Below are 16,016 nucleotides of genomic sequence, written 5' to 3' on the forward strand. Positions count from 1 at the left end.
TGATCAAGATGCGTTTATAAATTTCTATATTTTCAAACTGTTGATCTAAAATTTTAGATATTTTACCTGGTGTCCCGGCGCTCGCAGAAGGACCCGCCAACGAATTAACCTGCGGAATGCTGTTGACACGGAGGCTTCGTTGTGGGACGAATATTTGTGCTAACGTTAGCGCAAATGGGAGGAGGCATAACGTATGGGTGTTCTGGTATTCCTGGAACCGATCATCGTATCCACAGAAGGACGTGGATGCTGATGACCCTTGCTCTTTTCTTGCAATCCGCTGTTGGTGGCGTCTTGCTGGGTGGGATCTATGGCCTGCTGGCGATGGGTCTCAGCCTGAGCTGGGGCTTGTTGAAGCTGGTGAACCTCAGTCACTTCGCGCTGGCGTTCCTTGGCGCTTACCTGACCTATCAGTTTGGCACCGTTTACGGCGTCCCGGCATATTTGAGCGTTCTGGTGATCGCGCCGCTGTTTTTCGCGCTCGGCGTTGCGCTGCACAGTGTGTTCGTACGCTTTCAGGTGAAGGAATTCGCGTCTCTCCTGGTGACGTTCGGCGTCACGATCCTGATCGAGTCGCTGATCCAATGGATCTGGTCGGCTGACTTCCTTCGTTATGAAACACCCTATGCCCAGACCACCATCCGGCTCGGTCCGATCTTTGTGCCCGTGCTGGATCTTTCCGCCTTTGTTTGCGCCGGGGTGCTTGCTGGAGCGGCTTGGTACGCGTTGAACAAGACCATGCTCGGAAAGGCGCTGCGTGCTGCCGCCCATGACGCCCCCGTAGCGTCAGCCTTCGGCATCAATTCTGCTCGCGTGTCATATATTCTGGCTGGCCTTTGCTCTGCGACAGCGGGTATCGCGGGTGTTTTCATCGCCCTGATCGGAACTTTGGCACCATCTCAAATCGAGGCCTGGATAGGGGTCGTATTTGCCGTCGCCATCATTGGAGGATTGGGCAGCCCCATCGGTGCACTGGGCGCCGGAATGCTGATTGGCGTGGCCGAGAGCCTTACCATGTCCGTTGTGAATCCCGCTTGGGCGCCGCTCGTAGCATTCAGCGTGCTCATCGTCATCCTCTTGCGCAAACCGGTGATTTGACTATGAAAAAGCTTCTAATCACGGCGCCTATCGTAACGGTCCTGGCCCTGCTGCCTTACCTGGGAATGGCGGATTACTACCTTTCCTATCTGTACATCATCTTCTTCTGGGTCGTGCTGGCGACGAGCTGGGGCATCCTGAGCGGTTACACGGGTTACTGGAGTTTTGGTCACGCAGCATTTTTCGGGATTGGTGTCTACACAACTGCCACGCTGACGACGCAGTTGTCGTGGCCTTTCGTCGCGACGATACCTGCTGCAGCGCTGCTGGCGGCCGCGATCGCCGCTCTGATTGGCTTGGTTGTCTTTCGTTCCGCAGCTCTGCGCGGTGAGTTCTTCGCGCTGCTGACGCTGTCGGTGACGTTCGTTGTCGCGGCCATTGTGTCAAACACCTCGCTGGACTCGGGCACAGGCGTATTCCTCTCGGGGATCGAAATCCCGATGATCGGTGTGACGGCGTCCGGCTCCCTTTACATGTTTGGGCTTATCGCGGTTCTTGCTTCGCTGGCGACATCCTACTTCATCTTTCACAGTAAATTCGGTCAGGGCTTGCTCGCAATCCACGACGATGAAGACGTTGCAGAGGTGAAAGGCGTTCCGACATTTCGCTATAAGCTGATCTCGTTTGCGATTTCGTCGGCACTTGCAGGCGGAATGGGTGCGATTCACGCCGTATATGTAGGCTACGTCACGGTTGGCGAGACGTTTGCGGTGACTGTTCCTCTCTATGTCGTGCTCATGAGCATCCTCGGCGGCGCTCGCCATTGGGCTGGGCCTGCGATCGGCGCGGTCATCATCACCGTGTTGCAGAGCGCTATCGTCAGCGGCGCTCATGCGGAATTCGGCCGTGCCGGCGTTGCTCTTGCGCTGATAGTTGTAATCCTGGTGCTGCCGTCCGGCATCGTCCCCAGCCTTATTCGCAGGTTTGCCGACAGGCGCGGCGGAACTGGCGCACCGGAGACGGCTGCTCAGGCCGTTACCCAGTTCGCGCCTCTAGCCGCAGCAGGTTCCGGTCCGGTGCTTCTCAAATGCGAGAATGTCACCAAATCCTTCGGTGGTATCCGCGCCTTGACTGGCGTGACGCTGGATGTTTGGCGGGGTGAAATCCTGGCTCTGGTTGGGCCGAATGGCTCCGGCAAGTCCACATTGATCAACATGATCAGCGGCCACTACACCATGACCTCCGGTACGATCACATTGGAAGGCGAGGAGATTTCCGGTCGGTCACCACATCTGATCGCGCAGCAGGGCGTGGCGCGGACATACCAGATCCCGCGCTTGTTCGATAATCTGACTGTCCTCGAAAACGTTCAGCTCTGCGCGAAATTTGGTAGCGCAGATGGCATGGGCGCGGCTGTGGTCGACGCAGTTACTAGGGAGGCGCTCGCCTTTACTGGCCTGGCTGAGAAGGCCGGCGTGCTCCCCGCAGCATTGAACCTGCATGACCGAAAGTTTGTCGAATTCGCGAGAGCGCTGGCCGCAAAACCGCGTCTGCTTCTGCTCGATGAGGTGCTCTGTGGCTTGAATCCGGCCGAGGTCGACCACGCGGTTGAAATGATCAAGCGGATCAAGGCTGGCGGTACGACGATCATCTTCGTTGAACACCTCATGCGGGCGGTTGTCGCTTTGGCGGACCGCGTCGCGGTACTGGATCAAGGCAAGGTCCTGGCGCTTGGGCATCCAAGCGAAACGATGAGAGATCCAGCTGTGGTCAGCGTATACTTGGGGGCCAGTCATGCTGCTTGAGGTCGATAAGATCGAGGTCGGCTACGGAGATGCGATTGCTCTGTGGGACCTGTCTATCAGTGTAAAGCCAGGCGAGATCGTTTCGGTCGTCGGTCCGAACGGGGCAGGGAAGAGCACGCTGGTCAATGCCATCGCCGGAATTCTCCGTCCGCACAAAGGAAAGATCGTTATCGAGGGTAACGACGTTTCCAAGGTGCCGAGCCATCGGGTCTGCGATTACGGCATAGCAGTGGTCCCGGAAGGGCGCCGTCTCTTCACGGCGATGACGGTCCTCGACAATCTGTTGCTCGGTGCCTACCGCTCGGTGGCTCGGGCGGAGCGCGACGCCACGCTCGCTGAGGTGTTTCAGCTTTTCCCTATTCTGAAAGAGCGCCAGGATTCGTTGGCGGGCTCCTTGTCGGGTGGGCAGCAGCAAATGGTTGCGATCGGCCGCGGCCTGATGGCCAAGCCGCGCGTCTTGCTCATGGACGAGCCGTCGCTCGGGCTGTCGCCTTTGATCGTCGGGGAAATGTTCAAAATCATCCAGATGATCAATGAGCGAGGCGTAGCGGTGCTGCTCGTCGAGCAGAACGTGAACAAGGCGCTAGAAATTGCCCATCAGGCCTACGTGATCGAGCAAGGCCGCGTAACGGCCTCCGGAGCGCCGGAGGTTCTCATCAATGATCCAAGCATCAGGGAGGCGTATCTTGGTATCTGAAAATTCGAATGGGAGGGTTCCCTTACATCTCCGGCGCGTCGTGACGGAACACGGCAGTCAGGGTGCTGCCAGGTTCGCCCAGGACGGCGCCGTTCCCCGCACAGACATATTCAGGACGATCCCTGGATTGGTATCGCGGATGATCTGGTCGACTTCGACGTCCACGGCCATTCCATTCAACGGAACCGATCCAACTCCGCTGGTCACAAGCTTCGTTCCGGAGCCCGGCGAAACGCGCTTCCTAGTGCTAACGTTCCCACCAGATGCCGTTTTTATGTCTCCGGATTTTGATGGTCCGGCGGCACTCGCGGAGAACATGGCGGTCAGTCCAGGTTTGGCCGAGCGCTTCGAGCCGGATGGCAAACATCAAACTCCCACCGTCGATTATGGAATTGTTCTGGACGGCGAGATCTGGATGGAACTCGACGGTGGCAATGAGACCCGTTTGCGCCAATTCGACGCCTTCGTACAGAACGGAACGCGTCACGCCTGGCGAAACAAGAGCGACAAACCGGCAACCATCGCCGTGGTGCTGGTTGGCGCACGGACCCCCGATATGACGGATTACGATGACGGCCTGTGAGGCCCGATGATCCAATTTCAATCTGACCTTGTGGACCAACTGAACATGACCAACACCGAAATCCGAAAAGTGCAGGGCCGTCGCGTCTGGGATTCCCGTGGCAGGCCCACCGTTGAGGTAGAGATCGAGCTGGCCTCTGGTGCGACCGGCCGGGCCATTGCACCCGCTGGTGCATCGACCGGCACTGGCGAGGCGCTCGACCTTCGTGACGGCGGCAGCGCCCTTGCCGGCTTGGGGATCAACAAGGCCCTGACTGCCGTCAACGGAGAAATCGCCAAGTTGCTGGTTGGCCGGAATGCCAATGATCAAGCCGATCTGGACCACGCCATCATCGAGCTGGACGGCACCCCGAACCGGAGCAGACTGGGTGGAAATGCATCGGTGGCAACATCGATGGCGTTGCTTCACGCGGCAGCGGCTGCGGCCGGCCAACCGATCTGGCGGTATCTCGCGGGCTCCGACAGGGGGATCACGATGCCACTGCCGGAAATCCAGATTTTTGGAGGTGGAGCGCATGCAGCACGCCGGGTAGACGTCCAGGATTTCATGGTCATGTGCCCTGCTGCCTCGACTTTCGCGGAGGCTTTGGAGTGGACCGCTGAAGTCTACCGCGCGGCAGGCGACATTATGAAACGTGCCGGAAAGCTCCAGGGCGTGGCGGACGAAGGAGGCTATTGGCCTGCCTTCACCAGCAATGAAGAAGCTCTCGACGCCTTGGTGCGTTCGATCGAGGCCGCCGGTCTGAAGCCGGGCGGCGAAGTCGCCATATCGCTCGACATTGCGGCCTCCGAATTCGGTCGTGAGGGCAAGTATTCGCTGGCATTGGAAGATCGGCAGCTCGATACGGCCGAGATGATCGACATGCTTGGCGGCTGGTTGAAGGCCTATCCAATCGTCTCTATCGAGGATCCGCTCGCTGAGGACGATCCGGCTGGATTCAAGGAGTTTACCGCTCGCTACGGCTCCAAATGCCAAATCATCGGCGACGACTTCTTCGTGACAAACGCGGCGCGGGTAACCGAAGCGATCAAGGATAAAAGCGCCAATGCGGTGCTGATCAAGCCGAACCAAGCGGGCACGATAACAGAGACGTTCGAAGCGCTCTCCGTTGCCAAGAAAGCGGGTTTTCGAACAATTGTTTCGGCCAGGTCCGGTGAGACGGAAGATGTGACGATCGCCCATCTGTCGGTCGGCTGGGATGCCAAGCAGCTCAAGGTCGGATCGTTCTCACGCTCCGAGCGGATGGCCAAGTGGAACGAGGTTCTCCGTATCGAGGAGGCCCTTGGAAAAGAGGCTTCGTTCGCTGGCTGGTCGGCGCTAGACTTGGCTGAAAAGCCAGCCGCGGTTGCTGCTGCAGGTTAGATTCTGGATGGGCCGGTTGCCGGTCGCGCTCAATGACAGGCGTTGACAAAAGAGCCGGCCCTTTTATGCTAACGTTAGCAAAAATAGATGAGGATGACATGCTTCCGGCTGTTAATTTGAAACCTCCCTTCAACATCACGCGCTTCAGCCACGTCGTGCTTGAAGTTAATGATGTGGAGCGTAGCCGAGATTTTTACCTCAATGTCGGCGGACTGATTGAAACAGAATTCGCGGACGGTGTTTCATACCTTCGCGGATTGTCCGAGGCCTGCCATCACAGTCTCGTGCTCGCACCTGCCGTCGGGAAGCCGACGTGCAGGCGGATCGGTTATCGGGTGTTTCTGGAGGAGGACCTCGACAAGGCCAAGTTCTTTTTTGATGAGAAGGGGCTTCCGGCGGAATGGGTTGACGTTCGAAATCAAGGGCGGACCTTGCTCGTCAGCGACCCGTCGGGCGCTCGCATCGAGCTTTGCTCCAGCATGAGTGTCCATCCCCGTAAGTTCCTCGAGGTGCATGAACATCGTGGCGCCCGAGCCCAGGGGCTCGATCATTGCCAGATCATGGTCGCCGATCCGTTGGGTCTAAGCGCGTTCTACGGCGAACTCGGTTTCCGGACTTCGGAATATATCGCGGCCGGCGACAATCTCATTGCGAACTTCATGTATCGCAAAGGTGTCTGCCTCGATCTGGCGTTGGTGCCGGGCATCGGCCCGCAGCTGCATCATTTTGCTTATACCGTTCCCGAAAGCAGCGACATCTTCGCCGTGTGCGATTTTGCCAGTCGTTACGGATATGGGGACAGCGTTGAGCGCGGACCTGGACGCCATGGCCCTTCCGGAGTCCTATTCGTCTACCTGCGCGATCCCGATGGACACCGGGTGGAGTTCTTCAACAATCACTACACCACGATAGACGCGGAATTGGAGCCCATTCGTTGGGACGCGGCAGCCCTTAGCACCAATGTCCATTGGGGAATGCCGGCCGTCTCGAGGTGGTTCTTCGAGGCCAGCGAGTTTACGGGAGTACCGCTGGCGCACCCCGAGAAAATGCCGAACCCTATGACGCTGGAACGCTACGCAGAGGGGCTGGCGAAGAGCTGAGACCTGCCGCCGGCGGCAGAGACTGATGATGACATGCCGGAAGCATCTGGGAGGATGAGATGAGTGCGAATTCCATGATACTGAATAGACGAGCATTCCTCGGGTCTGCAGCCGCAGTAGCAGCTTTCAGCTCGATGCCGAGAGTTTTTGCCCAAGAAGGGCCGGTCCGCGTCGGCGGAACGCTGCCGTTAACGGGTCCGCTTGCGGGCGTAGGCACAATCCACAAGCTCGCCGGAGAAGTGTTCGTCGAGCAGATCAACGCCAAAGGCGGTATTCTCGGACGAAAGGTGGAGTTCGTCCTTCTCGACGACCAATCGCTGCCCGCCAATGCTCGAACACTCTATGAGCGGCTGGTGACCGCCGATAAGGTCGATCTCCTGATGGGGCCCTATGGCACGTCTTCGATCATCGCAGCAATGGGCGTTGCCGCCCGGTTCAAGAAGATGCTGGTTCAGAGCAGCCTGGGGGACCCCAGTCTCGCCCCATATCCTCTGCAGTTCCCGTCTCTTCCGATCGGGGCCGAGCCGCAATCGACGGATACCGAGGTTGTTCTCGATGCCTATGCGAGCCTGCCGACCCCTCCCAAGACGATCGCGTTCGTCACGAGCAAATTCCCGTCGGCCCTGACGATCGCCAAGGGCGGCCAGCAAGTTGCTGAGAAGCGTGGCATCAAGAACGTGCTGGGCCTTGAATACGAGTTCGGCACGAAGGACTTCGGCGCAATCGCGAACCGCATCAAAGCGGCTGATCCGGACCTGCTGTGGTCCGGTGCGATCGGCATGGAGGCTGTGCAGCTTCTCGATGCAATGAGCCGGATCGACTACCAGCCCAGGAACCAATTCTATCTGTTCCCGGCACCCGGCCCGACCGCAGCTCACCCCAAGGCGAACGGCTTGACCTCTCTGACCTGGTTTGAAGAGCACGAGCCGTTCCTCACGTATCACGGCGCCCAGGAATTCGTAAGCGCTTATGACACCAAGGCGAAGGCGGCGGGTTTCCCCTATCCGCGTACGGAGTATCAGGCTGCGGTCGAATATGCTGCGTGGCAAATCCTTGCAGCGGCAGCAGAAGGGGCGGGGAAATTGGACGACGCCGCGATGGCTGCGTGGTTGCGCTCGAATACCGTCGAGACGGTCGTCGGACCAAGGACTTTCGACGGCAAGTTCAATGCCGGGAAGCCATCGACGAAGCTCAAGCAAGTTCAAGGAAAGGATTGGGTGACTGTCTGGCCTGCGGATTTCCGACCGGCTGGGAAGGAGTTCCTGGTCCCCTGACGAATGCCGCTCGGCACTGTGCCGCGCACCTGTCTGAAACTGCAAAAAAATGCATTCGGTCGGGCACGGTCCGACCGATGTCCCTATGGAGGAGTTAATGGTTAAAACTATGATCGCCGCTCGGCTGCATGCTCTGCATCAGCCGATGTCGCTGGATGAGATTCCGATTCCCACGCCCCGGCCCAACGACGTGCTGGTGCAGGTCAGGGCCTGCGGTATCGTGCCCAACATGGCCAACGTCATCAATAATTGGCCAACCTGGTTCCCCCACCAGCCACTGCCGAAGTTTCCGGCGGTGTTTGGTTTGGACCCAGCCGGGGTCGTCGCCGAAGTCGGCGAGGCGGTCACCAATGTCAAGATTGGCGATCGTGTCTATGTAAGCCCTCTCAGATCCTGCGGTTCTTGCAAGGCGTGCCGGTCAGGCAACCGCAGCCAATGCCGCTATTACACCTTGAATGGGTACTTCAGCACCAGCCGCGATGGTCAAAGGATCTTTGATCTTTATCCGTACGGCGGCTTCAGCCAATTCATGACCGCCCCGGAATACTCGCTCGTGTGCCTGCCGGATAACCTCAGCTTCGAGCAGGCCGGCCGCTTCGGTTACCTCGGTACATCCTATGGCGCCCTGAAGAATGCACAGGCTGGACCTGGTCAGGTTTGCCTCATCGACGGGATCACCGGTACGCTTGGTGTCGCGGCAACCAAGCTCGGTCTTGCGATGGGGATCTCCAAAATACTGGGCACCGGCAGAAGCATGGAATTGCTGGACCGCGTAAAAGCCATTGCCCCTGACCGCATCGACACCATCGTGCTCGGCGAAGGCTCGACCGGAGAATGGGCGAAGGCCCAAACCGGTGGCGAGGGAGTGGACTTCGTTATCAGTGCGCTGGGCGCGAGAGCCCCCGCCGCGACCGTGGTCGACTCCATGCGCGGAGTTCGTCGGGGCGGCCGCGTGGTTGTCGTTGGTGGCGTCGCAGAAGATGTTCCAGTCGACGTGAAGTGGCTGATGGACGAGCAAGTTCAACTCATCGGTTCGAACTGGTTCAGCGCTGCGCAGGGGCAGGAAATGGCAGACATGGTCCGCACCGGTGCGCTCGACCTGTCGTATCTCGAGCACAAGATCTATCCGCTTGAGCGGGTGAACGAAGCCATATCAGGCATTGGCGAACGCGATGGCGGCTTCAGCAACTATGTGATCATTCCTCCGGTCCCTGCCTCTTATCAGTAACAATCACCGGCGCCGGCTATCGCCGGCGCATCCCCCGCGCGAGAAGAGAGAACATGTCTAAGAAAGATATCGCGGTCCTGGTCGGAAGCCTTCGTCAGGCTTCGATCAACCTGAAGTTCGCCCGTGCAATGCAGAAAGTGGCGCCCGGCGGACTGAACCTGGAAATCGTGCCGATCGGCGAGCTTCCGCTCTATAACCAAGACTTGGAGACGGAGACGCCGCCGACGGAATGGACATCCTTCCGTGAGCGCATCAAGGCTTGCGATGGCGCGATCTTCGTGACGCCTGAATACAATAGATCCGTACCCGCGGCATTGAAGAATGCGATCGAAGTCGGTTCTCGCCCCTTCGGAAAAAGCGTGTGGGATCACAAGCCCGGGGCGGTGACTGGCGCTTCTCCCGGTCTCATCGGCGGCGCAGCCGCGGCACTTCAGCTCAGGGTTATCCTGACCAACATCAACGTGCCGACCATGCCCCAGCCTGAAGTTTACCTGAGCACGGCCGACAAATTAGTGGGCGATCACGGGGTCTTCCTCAATGAAGGAACCCAGAAGTTCATCGAGAGCTTCCTGGTTGCTTTCGAAAGCTGGGTCGCTCGGTTCTGAGCCGAAGCAGATGCAAAGTCTCTATCTGCCATCGCGGGACCAGCGCGATGGCTTATTATACTCTCTTTTAATGAATGCGCCGCTTTCCCGATGGGCTTGGTATTTTCACGGGCGAAGCCTCAGCTGGCAGGCGAAACCTCAGCGGCCTATGTTACTCGACCGCCCGATGTGACGCGCGCGCGCCGCTTCGAGAGTGTCATGTCGGTTTTGTCGTGGTGATGGGAATTCTTGCCCGAAAGTCGTTGTTTCGCTCTTCTGACCATTTCACAAGGGCCGCGCGGTTATCGGCGCAGCGGCAAAGAAAAATGCCGCTGCCTGAGGAGTGGGGTTCCGTTATGGAAACCAGGCCTGCGCTACGTCAGCCAGCTTTTGTCGAGGCGATGCGATCAGCGGGATGGCGGCTTTGCGGACTGTTTCGCGCTGGCATTCGTCGGTTATGTATTCGACGGGCGATTTGCCGTCGACCCGGGCGAGGAAGAGAGCGGGCAACAAGCTTGCAGCCCGAGCCTCGAGGGCGTCCCGATCTTCCCAGTCGACCTGATCCAGGTAGGCTGCCGTCAACGCCGCGAATGACGATGCGAGCTCAGATGCCGCCTGTCCGGCGACGACCTTCTTCAACAATAGATGGTTGAGGCAGAAGGCGAGGTCGAAAGCCGGGTCGCCAAACCAGGCGCATTCGGCGTCCAGGAACACGGGGCCGTTCTTGCCCAGCAGGATGTTCTTCGGGCTGACGTCGCCGTGGACGAGCGCCAGCTTTGTTTCGGCCGTGCGCTGAACCAGCTCTGCCAGGCGATCGCTGACGAAGGGATGTTTGGCGGCGGTCGCCACCAGATAGGGCTCGAGCCGAAGAGCATAGAAATTCGGTCCAGAATCAAACTTTTCCGACAGCCCCGATGTGCGGGCGCTAACGGAATGGATCTGTCCAATTCGCCGGCCCGTTTGCTCTGCCGCTTTTCGGTCAACGCTTCCGTGGAGCAGGTCGGTCTTCCACAGCGGATATTGATCGCCGGGAAGAAACGCCATGGCGAAGATGCCAGACGACGCGTCGTGTGCGAGAGGCGTCGGAACGGCAGAAGGGAAGTGGTGCGCTACGAAGGATATCCAGTTCCATTCGTACACATTTCTCGACACCGGCGCCTGCCAATCGGCGGACACCTTAAGCTTGGGAAGTGCGCGTTTCACGCAGATGAGCCGGCCAGGAAGCTCCACACGGTAGATATCTGAAGAAACACCACCCGTCAGAGGCTTGTAGACCGCCTCCTCGGAAGCGCTCCTCAAACCGCTCTTCAGCAAGAACTCATCGAAAATCGTCATCTCATCTACAGACATGAACCCAGTGTCCTTGCGGCATTAGCGGCGGGGGCTGTTGCGGGGGTGTTCAGGCTTCTCTCCGCTGAGAACCCTGACGACTTCCTCCGCCGCCCGGCGACGCAGCTCGATCAGCGAAGCATCCGAGGAGAAGGCGACGTGCGGAGTGATCATCGCGCCGGGATGAGCGATCAGCTCCTGTGGAACGCGTGGTTCATCCTCGAGGACATCAAGGCCGACTCCGCTCAGAATGCCGGATTCCAAACCCTCGATCACCGCGGCAGTATCGACAACGCCGCCGCGGCTGACGTTGATCAGCAGGCTTCCGCGACGCATCTTCGAGATGGCGTCCCTGTTGATCAGATGACGCGTCGCCGGCGAGAGTGGCGCATGGACGATGACGATATCGCTCGAGGCCAGAAGTCTATCGAAGTCGGCAAGCTCCACATCCACAGGAACATTCGAGGCATGGGGATCATGTGCTGTAACCCGGCATCCGAGCGCCTGCATTTTTGCTGCCGTCGCACGGCCGATACGACCAAACCCAACGATGCCGCAGGTCAGCTCCGAAAGCCTGCGGAGATTTGCCGAAGCCGGGTCCCAGCGCCCGCAGCGAACCTCGCGGTCGAAGTGGATCAGCCCGCGGGCCCAGGCAATCGCAAAACCCACGGCGTGGTCAGACACTTCTGCAACGCAATAATCGGGAACATTCGTCACCCATATCCCCCGCTCCGTCGCTGCATCGACTGCAATATTGTCCAGGCCAACTCCGAGACGAGCGACGATCTTGAGGTTAGGAGACGCAGCGATTGCCGTCTCGCTAACTTGAGCCCAGCAGGTCAGAATCGCGTCCGGCTGATGCTTTGCAGCCAAAGCGTCGATCTCAGCAGGCGGAGACGGCTCGGCCGGACCGCTGACGAGGGTAAGCCCGGCCCGCTCGATTACCTCCCGCTCCACTTTGTCATCCGGCCAGGCGTAGTCCGTCAACAGCACGGTTCGTGTCATGAATTTCCTCCCAATTTTATGCGAACGTTAGCGCAACGGCTTTGTCAAGGTCAAGAAAAATAGGCTTACGCCATCCACATTGCCGCACTTTACCCGCTGTTTCGTAGCCCTGCTGCAATTCCGTTGATGGTCAGATGCAGCGCCTCTTCAGTGTCCTGATCGCCTTCTCCGGCACGGTGGCGACGAAGAAGGTCGATCTGCATGTGGTTAAGCGGGTCGAGGCAGGGAAAGCGATGATGGATCGACTGCTTGAGTGCCGGATTATTCGCGAGCAGCGAGGCCTGATCCGTTATGCCGAATAGCGCAGTTGTCGTCGCTTCCCATTCGTCTTTTATGCGTGCAAAAATCTTCTCATGGGTGGATGCATCAGGGGTGAGGCCCACATACCGCGCCGCGATCGCCATGTTGGTCTTGGCCAACACCATCTCCATGTTCGCAATCAGTGTCTGGAAGAAAGGCCAGTCCCGGTGCATTCCCTGAAGAATTCGCAATCCGTCGGGGTGTCCGGCCAGCCATTGTCGCACGGCCGAACCGAATCCAAACCAACCCGGCAACATCATGCGGCTCTGCGACCAGCCGAACACCCAGGGTATCGCTCGCAGGTCTTCGATGCGACATGAGGAACTGCGTGAGGCTGGGCGGCTGCCAATGTTCAGTTTTGCGATTTCGCCGATGATCGTTGCTTCCCAGAAGAACCGTTCAAACCCCTCGGTCTCGTAAACCAAACGGCGATAGGCGCCAAAGGCCAGGTCGGACAGTTCCTCCATGGCGCCAAGATATTCGGGATCCGGCTCTTGTGCGTCGGAAGGCAGCAAGGACGCTTCCAGCGTCGCGGCTAAAAGAAGTTCGAGATTCCGACGACCCAGTGCCGGATTGGAATATTTCGCCGCAATAACTTCACCTTGCTCCGTCAGCCGTATCGATCCGGCAACCGCGCCAGGGGGCAGGGCGGTGATGGCTTCATAGCTTGGGCCGCCACCGCGGCCCACGGAGCCGCCGCGACCGTGAAACAGGCTGAGGCGAACGCCTTCACGCTCAAAGAGCTGGATGAAGGCCGTTTCTGCCTTATACAGTTCCCATCCCGAAGTCAGATAACCGCCATCCTTGTTGCTGTCCGAATAGCCGAGCATAATTTCCTGTTTGCCGCCGAGCGCTTCCACATATGTCCGATAGGCTTCGACGGCCAAAACTGTTTGCATCACGTCATGCGACCTTCGAAGATCCGAGATCGTCTCGAAAAGAGGTATGATGTTCATTGACGCTGCTTCGGGCTCATCGGGCCGGAACAGCCCCGCCTCACGGAACAGAACCATGACCTCCAGAAGGTCGGAAGGGCTTCCGGCCTTCGAAATGATGTAATTGGGGACGCTGACGCGGCCATAGTGCTTATGGGCTTCGGCAGCTTCACGCAGAACGGAAAGCTCCGACACCGTCTCGGCCGAATAAGTCCTGAGCGGTGTAATCAGCAGCTGGGAAGACCGCAGTTCCTCGGTGAGCAAGCGGATCTTGTCACTCTCGGCTAACGCCTCGTAACGTGTGCCAGGCCGCACGTTCTCGAAAAGCTCATGAACAACCCGCTGATGAACCTCGGAATTCTGTCTCAAATCCAGACTGGCAAGGTGAAAACCGAAGACGTCCACGGCGCGTTGGAGCCTGCGCAGTTTTCCAGTGGCGATCTTTTCTGCGCCATTGGCTGTCAGGGATTTGCTGATCGTCGCCAAGTCTTTGGCGAATTCGGCAGGGCACAGGTAGGAAGGGGCGGCCGCCACAGGTTCGCGAACCAGTTCCGTGCTGCCGAACTTACGTGCCGTGGCCGCCAGGCAAGCATACATGCCCGAGATCGCCAGGCGATATGGCTCGTGTCGGCGCCGTTCCGATCTGTCGGGGGAGTCGGTCGCGAGGCGCTGAAGCTCCTGCGAGACTTTCACATACCGGTCATCCAAGGAAAGTTCGGCGCCAAGGCTGTGCAGTTCGCCGAGATAGAACGAGAAAACTCTCTCACTCTGCAACCGGAGCGCCTCCCTCAGGGTTTCGCCGTTGACATAGGGATTGCCATCCCGGTCGCCACCGATCCAGGAACCCATGCGCAAGAATGGCGGCAGCGGGTCCTCGCCGAAACTCCAGGGAGAGTCTCGAAGCTGATCTTCGAGAATCTCGTATACCTCCGGGATCACCCGGAAAATGGTGCTGTCGTAATAGGACAAGCCATTGAGGATTTCATCCACGACCTGAAGTCGCCGCCCTCGAAGGCTGTTCGTTTGCCAAAGGGTCGTCGTCGCCCTTTCCAAGTCCTCTTGATACCGACCTATCTCCTGCTCAATCAGGCCGGCTTGGTCGAGCTGCGTCAGGCATCGTGCAAGCTCCTGCTCGATTTCGATAACGCTCTTGCGCCGAACCTCAGTCGGGTGCGCTGTGAAAACGGGCGAGACGACCGCTTCAAGAAGCAGTCTGCGGATATCTTTCGCCTCTACCCCGGCCGCAGCCAGAACGGAAAGCGATCTGGCAATTGTTCCCGGCATGGCAGGTTCACGATCGACGATGCTGAAGCGCTGCATCCTGGTTTGGTGTGCGTCTTCGGCAATGTTCACGAGTTGAGAAAACTGGCTGAACGCGCGGATCACACGCTTGAGGGTTTGGGGAGGCATGGTTGCACAAAACGGGGCGAGCTTGTCGTTTAGGTGCGGGCCGGTCCTTCTGTGACCGGTAACCGAGAGGCTGCGGACCTGTTCCACCACCTCACGGGCTTCTTTGCCGTCGCTTGCTTCAATAGCCTCGCACAACAGGCGGCCGAGCAGCCGAACGTCCTTCACCAGGGCCTTGCTGGTCGTGAGGCGTTTCGCCTGCATGCTTGCTTTCTTCAATTGAAGGTGCAAATGCGCATTCCTTGTGCTAACGTTAGCATAAATTGACAGGATTTAGCCGAGGAGTCAAGCGACGCTCGCAACGAACAGGAGCGAAAGGCCGCACAGATGGCGAAGCCCCTGGCGACATCCCAGATTTATCGAAGGTGTCTTAGGTATGGTTTCATCGGCTCCCGCTATCAGCCGATAATGCCTTCCTGGTAACGCGCGACCTCTTCCAGCAACCATGCGCGGAACGCAACGACAGGCCGGAAGTCCTTCCTGCTCAGCGGCGCGACCGCATAATAGGCGCTGGTGCTTTTGACCTGATGTGGAAAGGCTTGAACGAGCTGGCCATTTGCGAGCTCGGAGTCGATGAGGAAAAGCGGCATCAACGCGAGCCCCAATCCAGCAATGCAGGCTTGGGCCACATTGCTGAACTGTTCGAACCGCATGGCCTGCGACGGGGTGCCGTTGACCTGGAGGCTTTCGAAAAAATGGCTCCAGGCCCCGGGACGGGACGCCATCTGCAGCAGCGGCAGGCGAAGCAGATCTTCAACCTTCACGATGGGATGTGAATTGAGAAAAAGTGGCGACGCGATCGGTGCAACCATCTCTTCCATAAGAAATGTGCTTTCCGCACCGGGCCAATCGGGCTGGCCAATATGAATCGCCATATCCATGTCGTCGCGATCGAAATCGAACACGCCAATGCGTGTGGCGAAGTTCAACGTGATCTCGGGGTGTCTGGCGACAAATCGCGGAATGCGCGGCATCAGCCAGCGGGTGCCGAATGTCGGCAAGATGGCAAGATTGAGTTGATCGCTATGTTGATGGGTCATGGCCTGCAGTGAAGCGGAACGAATTTCCGCAAGAGCGCTGGCAATTGCACGGGCATAGTTTGTGCCCGCCTCTGTGAGGTTGACACCACGGCTGGTGCGCTCGAACAGTAAAACGCCAAGTTGTTCCTCCAGCGACGCGATCTGCCGGCTGATGGCTCCCTGCGTCAGGGAAAGCTCCTCCGCTGCCGCAGAGAAGGTGCCCATCCGCGCGACGGAATCGAACGCCGCGAGAGCCGAGGTGGAGGGAAGGAGCCTTCGCGAGAGGTTTGCCATGAGCTATTACTATAGCTCATGGGCCGATGAGTAAACCTCGCTTTCTCAGTCGCGAA

13 protein-coding genes are annotated in these 16,016 nt (G+C 58.6%); 9 read left to right on the top strand and 4 right to left on the bottom strand.

Annotation, left to right across the window (positions count from 1 at the left end; translation table 11 throughout):
* The first annotated feature begins 246 nt into the window (after window positions 1-246).
* The 9 genes from AB8B31_RS01380 to AB8B31_RS01420 all read left to right on the top strand — a co-directional run bounded on the left by AB8B31_RS01380 (window position 247) and on the right by AB8B31_RS01420 (window position 9,692).
* Window positions 247-1,098 (top strand): branched-chain amino acid ABC transporter permease, encoded by an 852-nt coding sequence (locus AB8B31_RS01380; RefSeq protein WP_018244721.1) that lies wholly within the window; start codon window positions 247-249, stop codon window positions 1,096-1,098.
* A gap of 2 nt (window positions 1,099-1,100) precedes the next feature.
* On the top strand, window positions 1,101-2,843 hold the full coding sequence (locus AB8B31_RS01385; RefSeq protein ID WP_028731520.1) for a branched-chain amino acid ABC transporter ATP-binding protein/permease: 1,743 nt from the start codon (window positions 1,101-1,103) through the stop codon (window positions 2,841-2,843).
* Window positions 2,833-3,540 carry an ABC transporter ATP-binding protein gene (locus AB8B31_RS01390; RefSeq protein WP_018244723.1) on the top strand — a complete coding sequence of 236 codons (708 nt, stop codon included), beginning with the start codon at window positions 2,833-2,835 and terminating at the stop codon, window positions 3,538-3,540. The genes AB8B31_RS01385 and AB8B31_RS01390 overlap by 11 nt, the downstream gene beginning before the upstream one ends.
* Before the next feature lie 139 nt (window positions 3,541-3,679).
* A complete protein-coding gene (locus AB8B31_RS01395; RefSeq protein ID WP_018244724.1) occupies window positions 3,680-4,123 on the top strand; it encodes a cupin domain-containing protein in 444 nt (147 codons plus the stop codon).
* A 45-nt stretch (window positions 4,124-4,168) separates the two neighbouring features.
* Window positions 4,169-5,485 (top strand): phosphopyruvate hydratase, encoded by a 1,317-nt coding sequence (gene eno, locus AB8B31_RS01400; protein WP_026188619.1) that lies wholly within the window; start codon window positions 4,169-4,171, stop codon window positions 5,483-5,485.
* Between the two features lie 98 nt (window positions 5,486-5,583).
* Window positions 5,584-6,585 (top strand): VOC family protein, encoded by a 1,002-nt coding sequence (locus tag AB8B31_RS01405; RefSeq protein WP_065275882.1) that lies wholly within the window; start codon window positions 5,584-5,586, stop codon window positions 6,583-6,585.
* A gap of 134 nt (window positions 6,586-6,719) precedes the next feature.
* Window positions 6,720-7,859 (top strand): amino acid ABC transporter substrate-binding protein, encoded by a 1,140-nt coding sequence (locus AB8B31_RS01410; RefSeq protein ID WP_439007342.1) that lies wholly within the window; start codon window positions 6,720-6,722, stop codon window positions 7,857-7,859.
* A gap of 109 nt (window positions 7,860-7,968) precedes the next feature.
* Window positions 7,969-9,087 carry an alcohol dehydrogenase catalytic domain-containing protein gene (locus AB8B31_RS01415; protein ID WP_176707425.1) on the top strand — a complete coding sequence of 373 codons (1,119 nt, stop codon included), beginning with the start codon at window positions 7,969-7,971 and terminating at the stop codon, window positions 9,085-9,087.
* Between the two features lie 53 nt (window positions 9,088-9,140).
* The gene (locus AB8B31_RS01420; RefSeq protein WP_018447581.1) at window positions 9,141-9,692 is read left to right on the top strand and encodes an NADPH-dependent FMN reductase; all 552 of its coding nucleotides are present in this window, start codon (window positions 9,141-9,143) and stop codon (window positions 9,690-9,692) included.
* Window positions 9,693-10,025: 333 nt separating this feature from the next.
* On the opposite strand, the gene AB8B31_RS01425 is transcribed toward AB8B31_RS01420, so the two are convergent.
* The 4 genes from AB8B31_RS01425 to AB8B31_RS01440 all read right to left on the bottom strand — a co-directional run bounded on the left by AB8B31_RS01425 (window position 10,026) and on the right by AB8B31_RS01440 (window position 15,960).
* Complete coding sequence (locus AB8B31_RS01425; RefSeq protein WP_197730416.1) at window positions 10,026-11,006, bottom strand: phosphotransferase family protein; 981 nt, start codon at window positions 11,004-11,006, stop codon at window positions 10,026-10,028.
* 36 nt (window positions 11,007-11,042) lie between these two features.
* On the bottom strand, window positions 11,043-12,005 hold the full coding sequence (locus AB8B31_RS01430; RefSeq protein WP_065275799.1) for a C-terminal binding protein: 963 nt from the start codon (window positions 12,003-12,005) through the stop codon (window positions 11,043-11,045).
* A gap of 89 nt (window positions 12,006-12,094) precedes the next feature.
* Window positions 12,095-14,851, bottom strand: a complete 2,757-nt coding sequence (gene ppc, locus AB8B31_RS01435) for a phosphoenolpyruvate carboxylase (protein ID WP_115157051.1) — start codon at window positions 14,849-14,851, stop codon at window positions 12,095-12,097.
* 194 nt (window positions 14,852-15,045) lie between these two features.
* On the bottom strand, window positions 15,046-15,960 hold the full coding sequence (locus AB8B31_RS01440; protein WP_065275797.1) for a LysR family transcriptional regulator: 915 nt from the start codon (window positions 15,958-15,960) through the stop codon (window positions 15,046-15,048).
* Window positions 15,961-16,016 lie beyond the last annotated feature (56 nt).

Origin of the sequence: Rhizobium sp. 62_C5_N11_2 (assembly GCF_051811185.1) — a bacterium.
In the GTDB taxonomy this organism is placed as follows: Bacteria; Pseudomonadota; Alphaproteobacteria; order Rhizobiales; family Rhizobiaceae; genus Rhizobium; species Rhizobium leguminosarum.

Bases quoted from the DNA above. Each gene is read 5' to 3' on its own strand.
- AB8B31_RS01380 (WP_018244721.1), top strand. From the start codon at position 247: ATGCTGATGACCCTTGCTCTTTTCTTGCAATCCGCTGTTGGTGGCGTC.
- AB8B31_RS01385 (WP_028731520.1), top strand. From the start codon at position 1,101: ATGAAAAAGCTTCTAATCACGGCGCCTATCGTAACGGTCCTGGCCCTG.
- AB8B31_RS01390 (WP_018244723.1), top strand. From the start codon at position 2,833: ATGCTGCTTGAGGTCGATAAGATCGAGGTCGGCTACGGAGATGCGATT.
- AB8B31_RS01395 (WP_018244724.1), top strand. From the start codon at position 3,680: ATGATCTGGTCGACTTCGACGTCCACGGCCATTCCATTCAACGGAACC.
- eno (WP_026188619.1), top strand. From the start codon at position 4,169: ATGACCAACACCGAAATCCGAAAAGTGCAGGGCCGTCGCGTCTGGGAT.
- AB8B31_RS01405 (WP_065275882.1), top strand. From the start codon at position 5,584: ATGCTTCCGGCTGTTAATTTGAAACCTCCCTTCAACATCACGCGCTTC.
- AB8B31_RS01410 (WP_439007342.1), top strand. From the start codon at position 6,720: ATGCCGAGAGTTTTTGCCCAAGAAGGGCCGGTCCGCGTCGGCGGAACG.
- AB8B31_RS01415 (WP_176707425.1), top strand. From the start codon at position 7,969: ATGATCGCCGCTCGGCTGCATGCTCTGCATCAGCCGATGTCGCTGGAT.
- AB8B31_RS01420 (WP_018447581.1), top strand. From the start codon at position 9,141: ATGTCTAAGAAAGATATCGCGGTCCTGGTCGGAAGCCTTCGTCAGGCT.
- AB8B31_RS01425 (WP_197730416.1), bottom strand. From the start codon at position 11,006: ATGACGATTTTCGATGAGTTCTTGCTGAAGAGCGGTTTGAGGAGCGCT.
- AB8B31_RS01430 (WP_065275799.1), bottom strand. From the start codon at position 12,005: ATGACACGAACCGTGCTGTTGACGGACTACGCCTGGCCGGATGACAAA.
- ppc (WP_115157051.1), bottom strand. From the start codon at position 14,851: ATGCAGGCGAAACGCCTCACGACCAGCAAGGCCCTGGTGAAGGACGTT.
- AB8B31_RS01440 (WP_065275797.1), bottom strand. From the start codon at position 15,960: ATGGCAAACCTCTCGCGAAGGCTCCTTCCCTCCACCTCGGCTCTCGCG.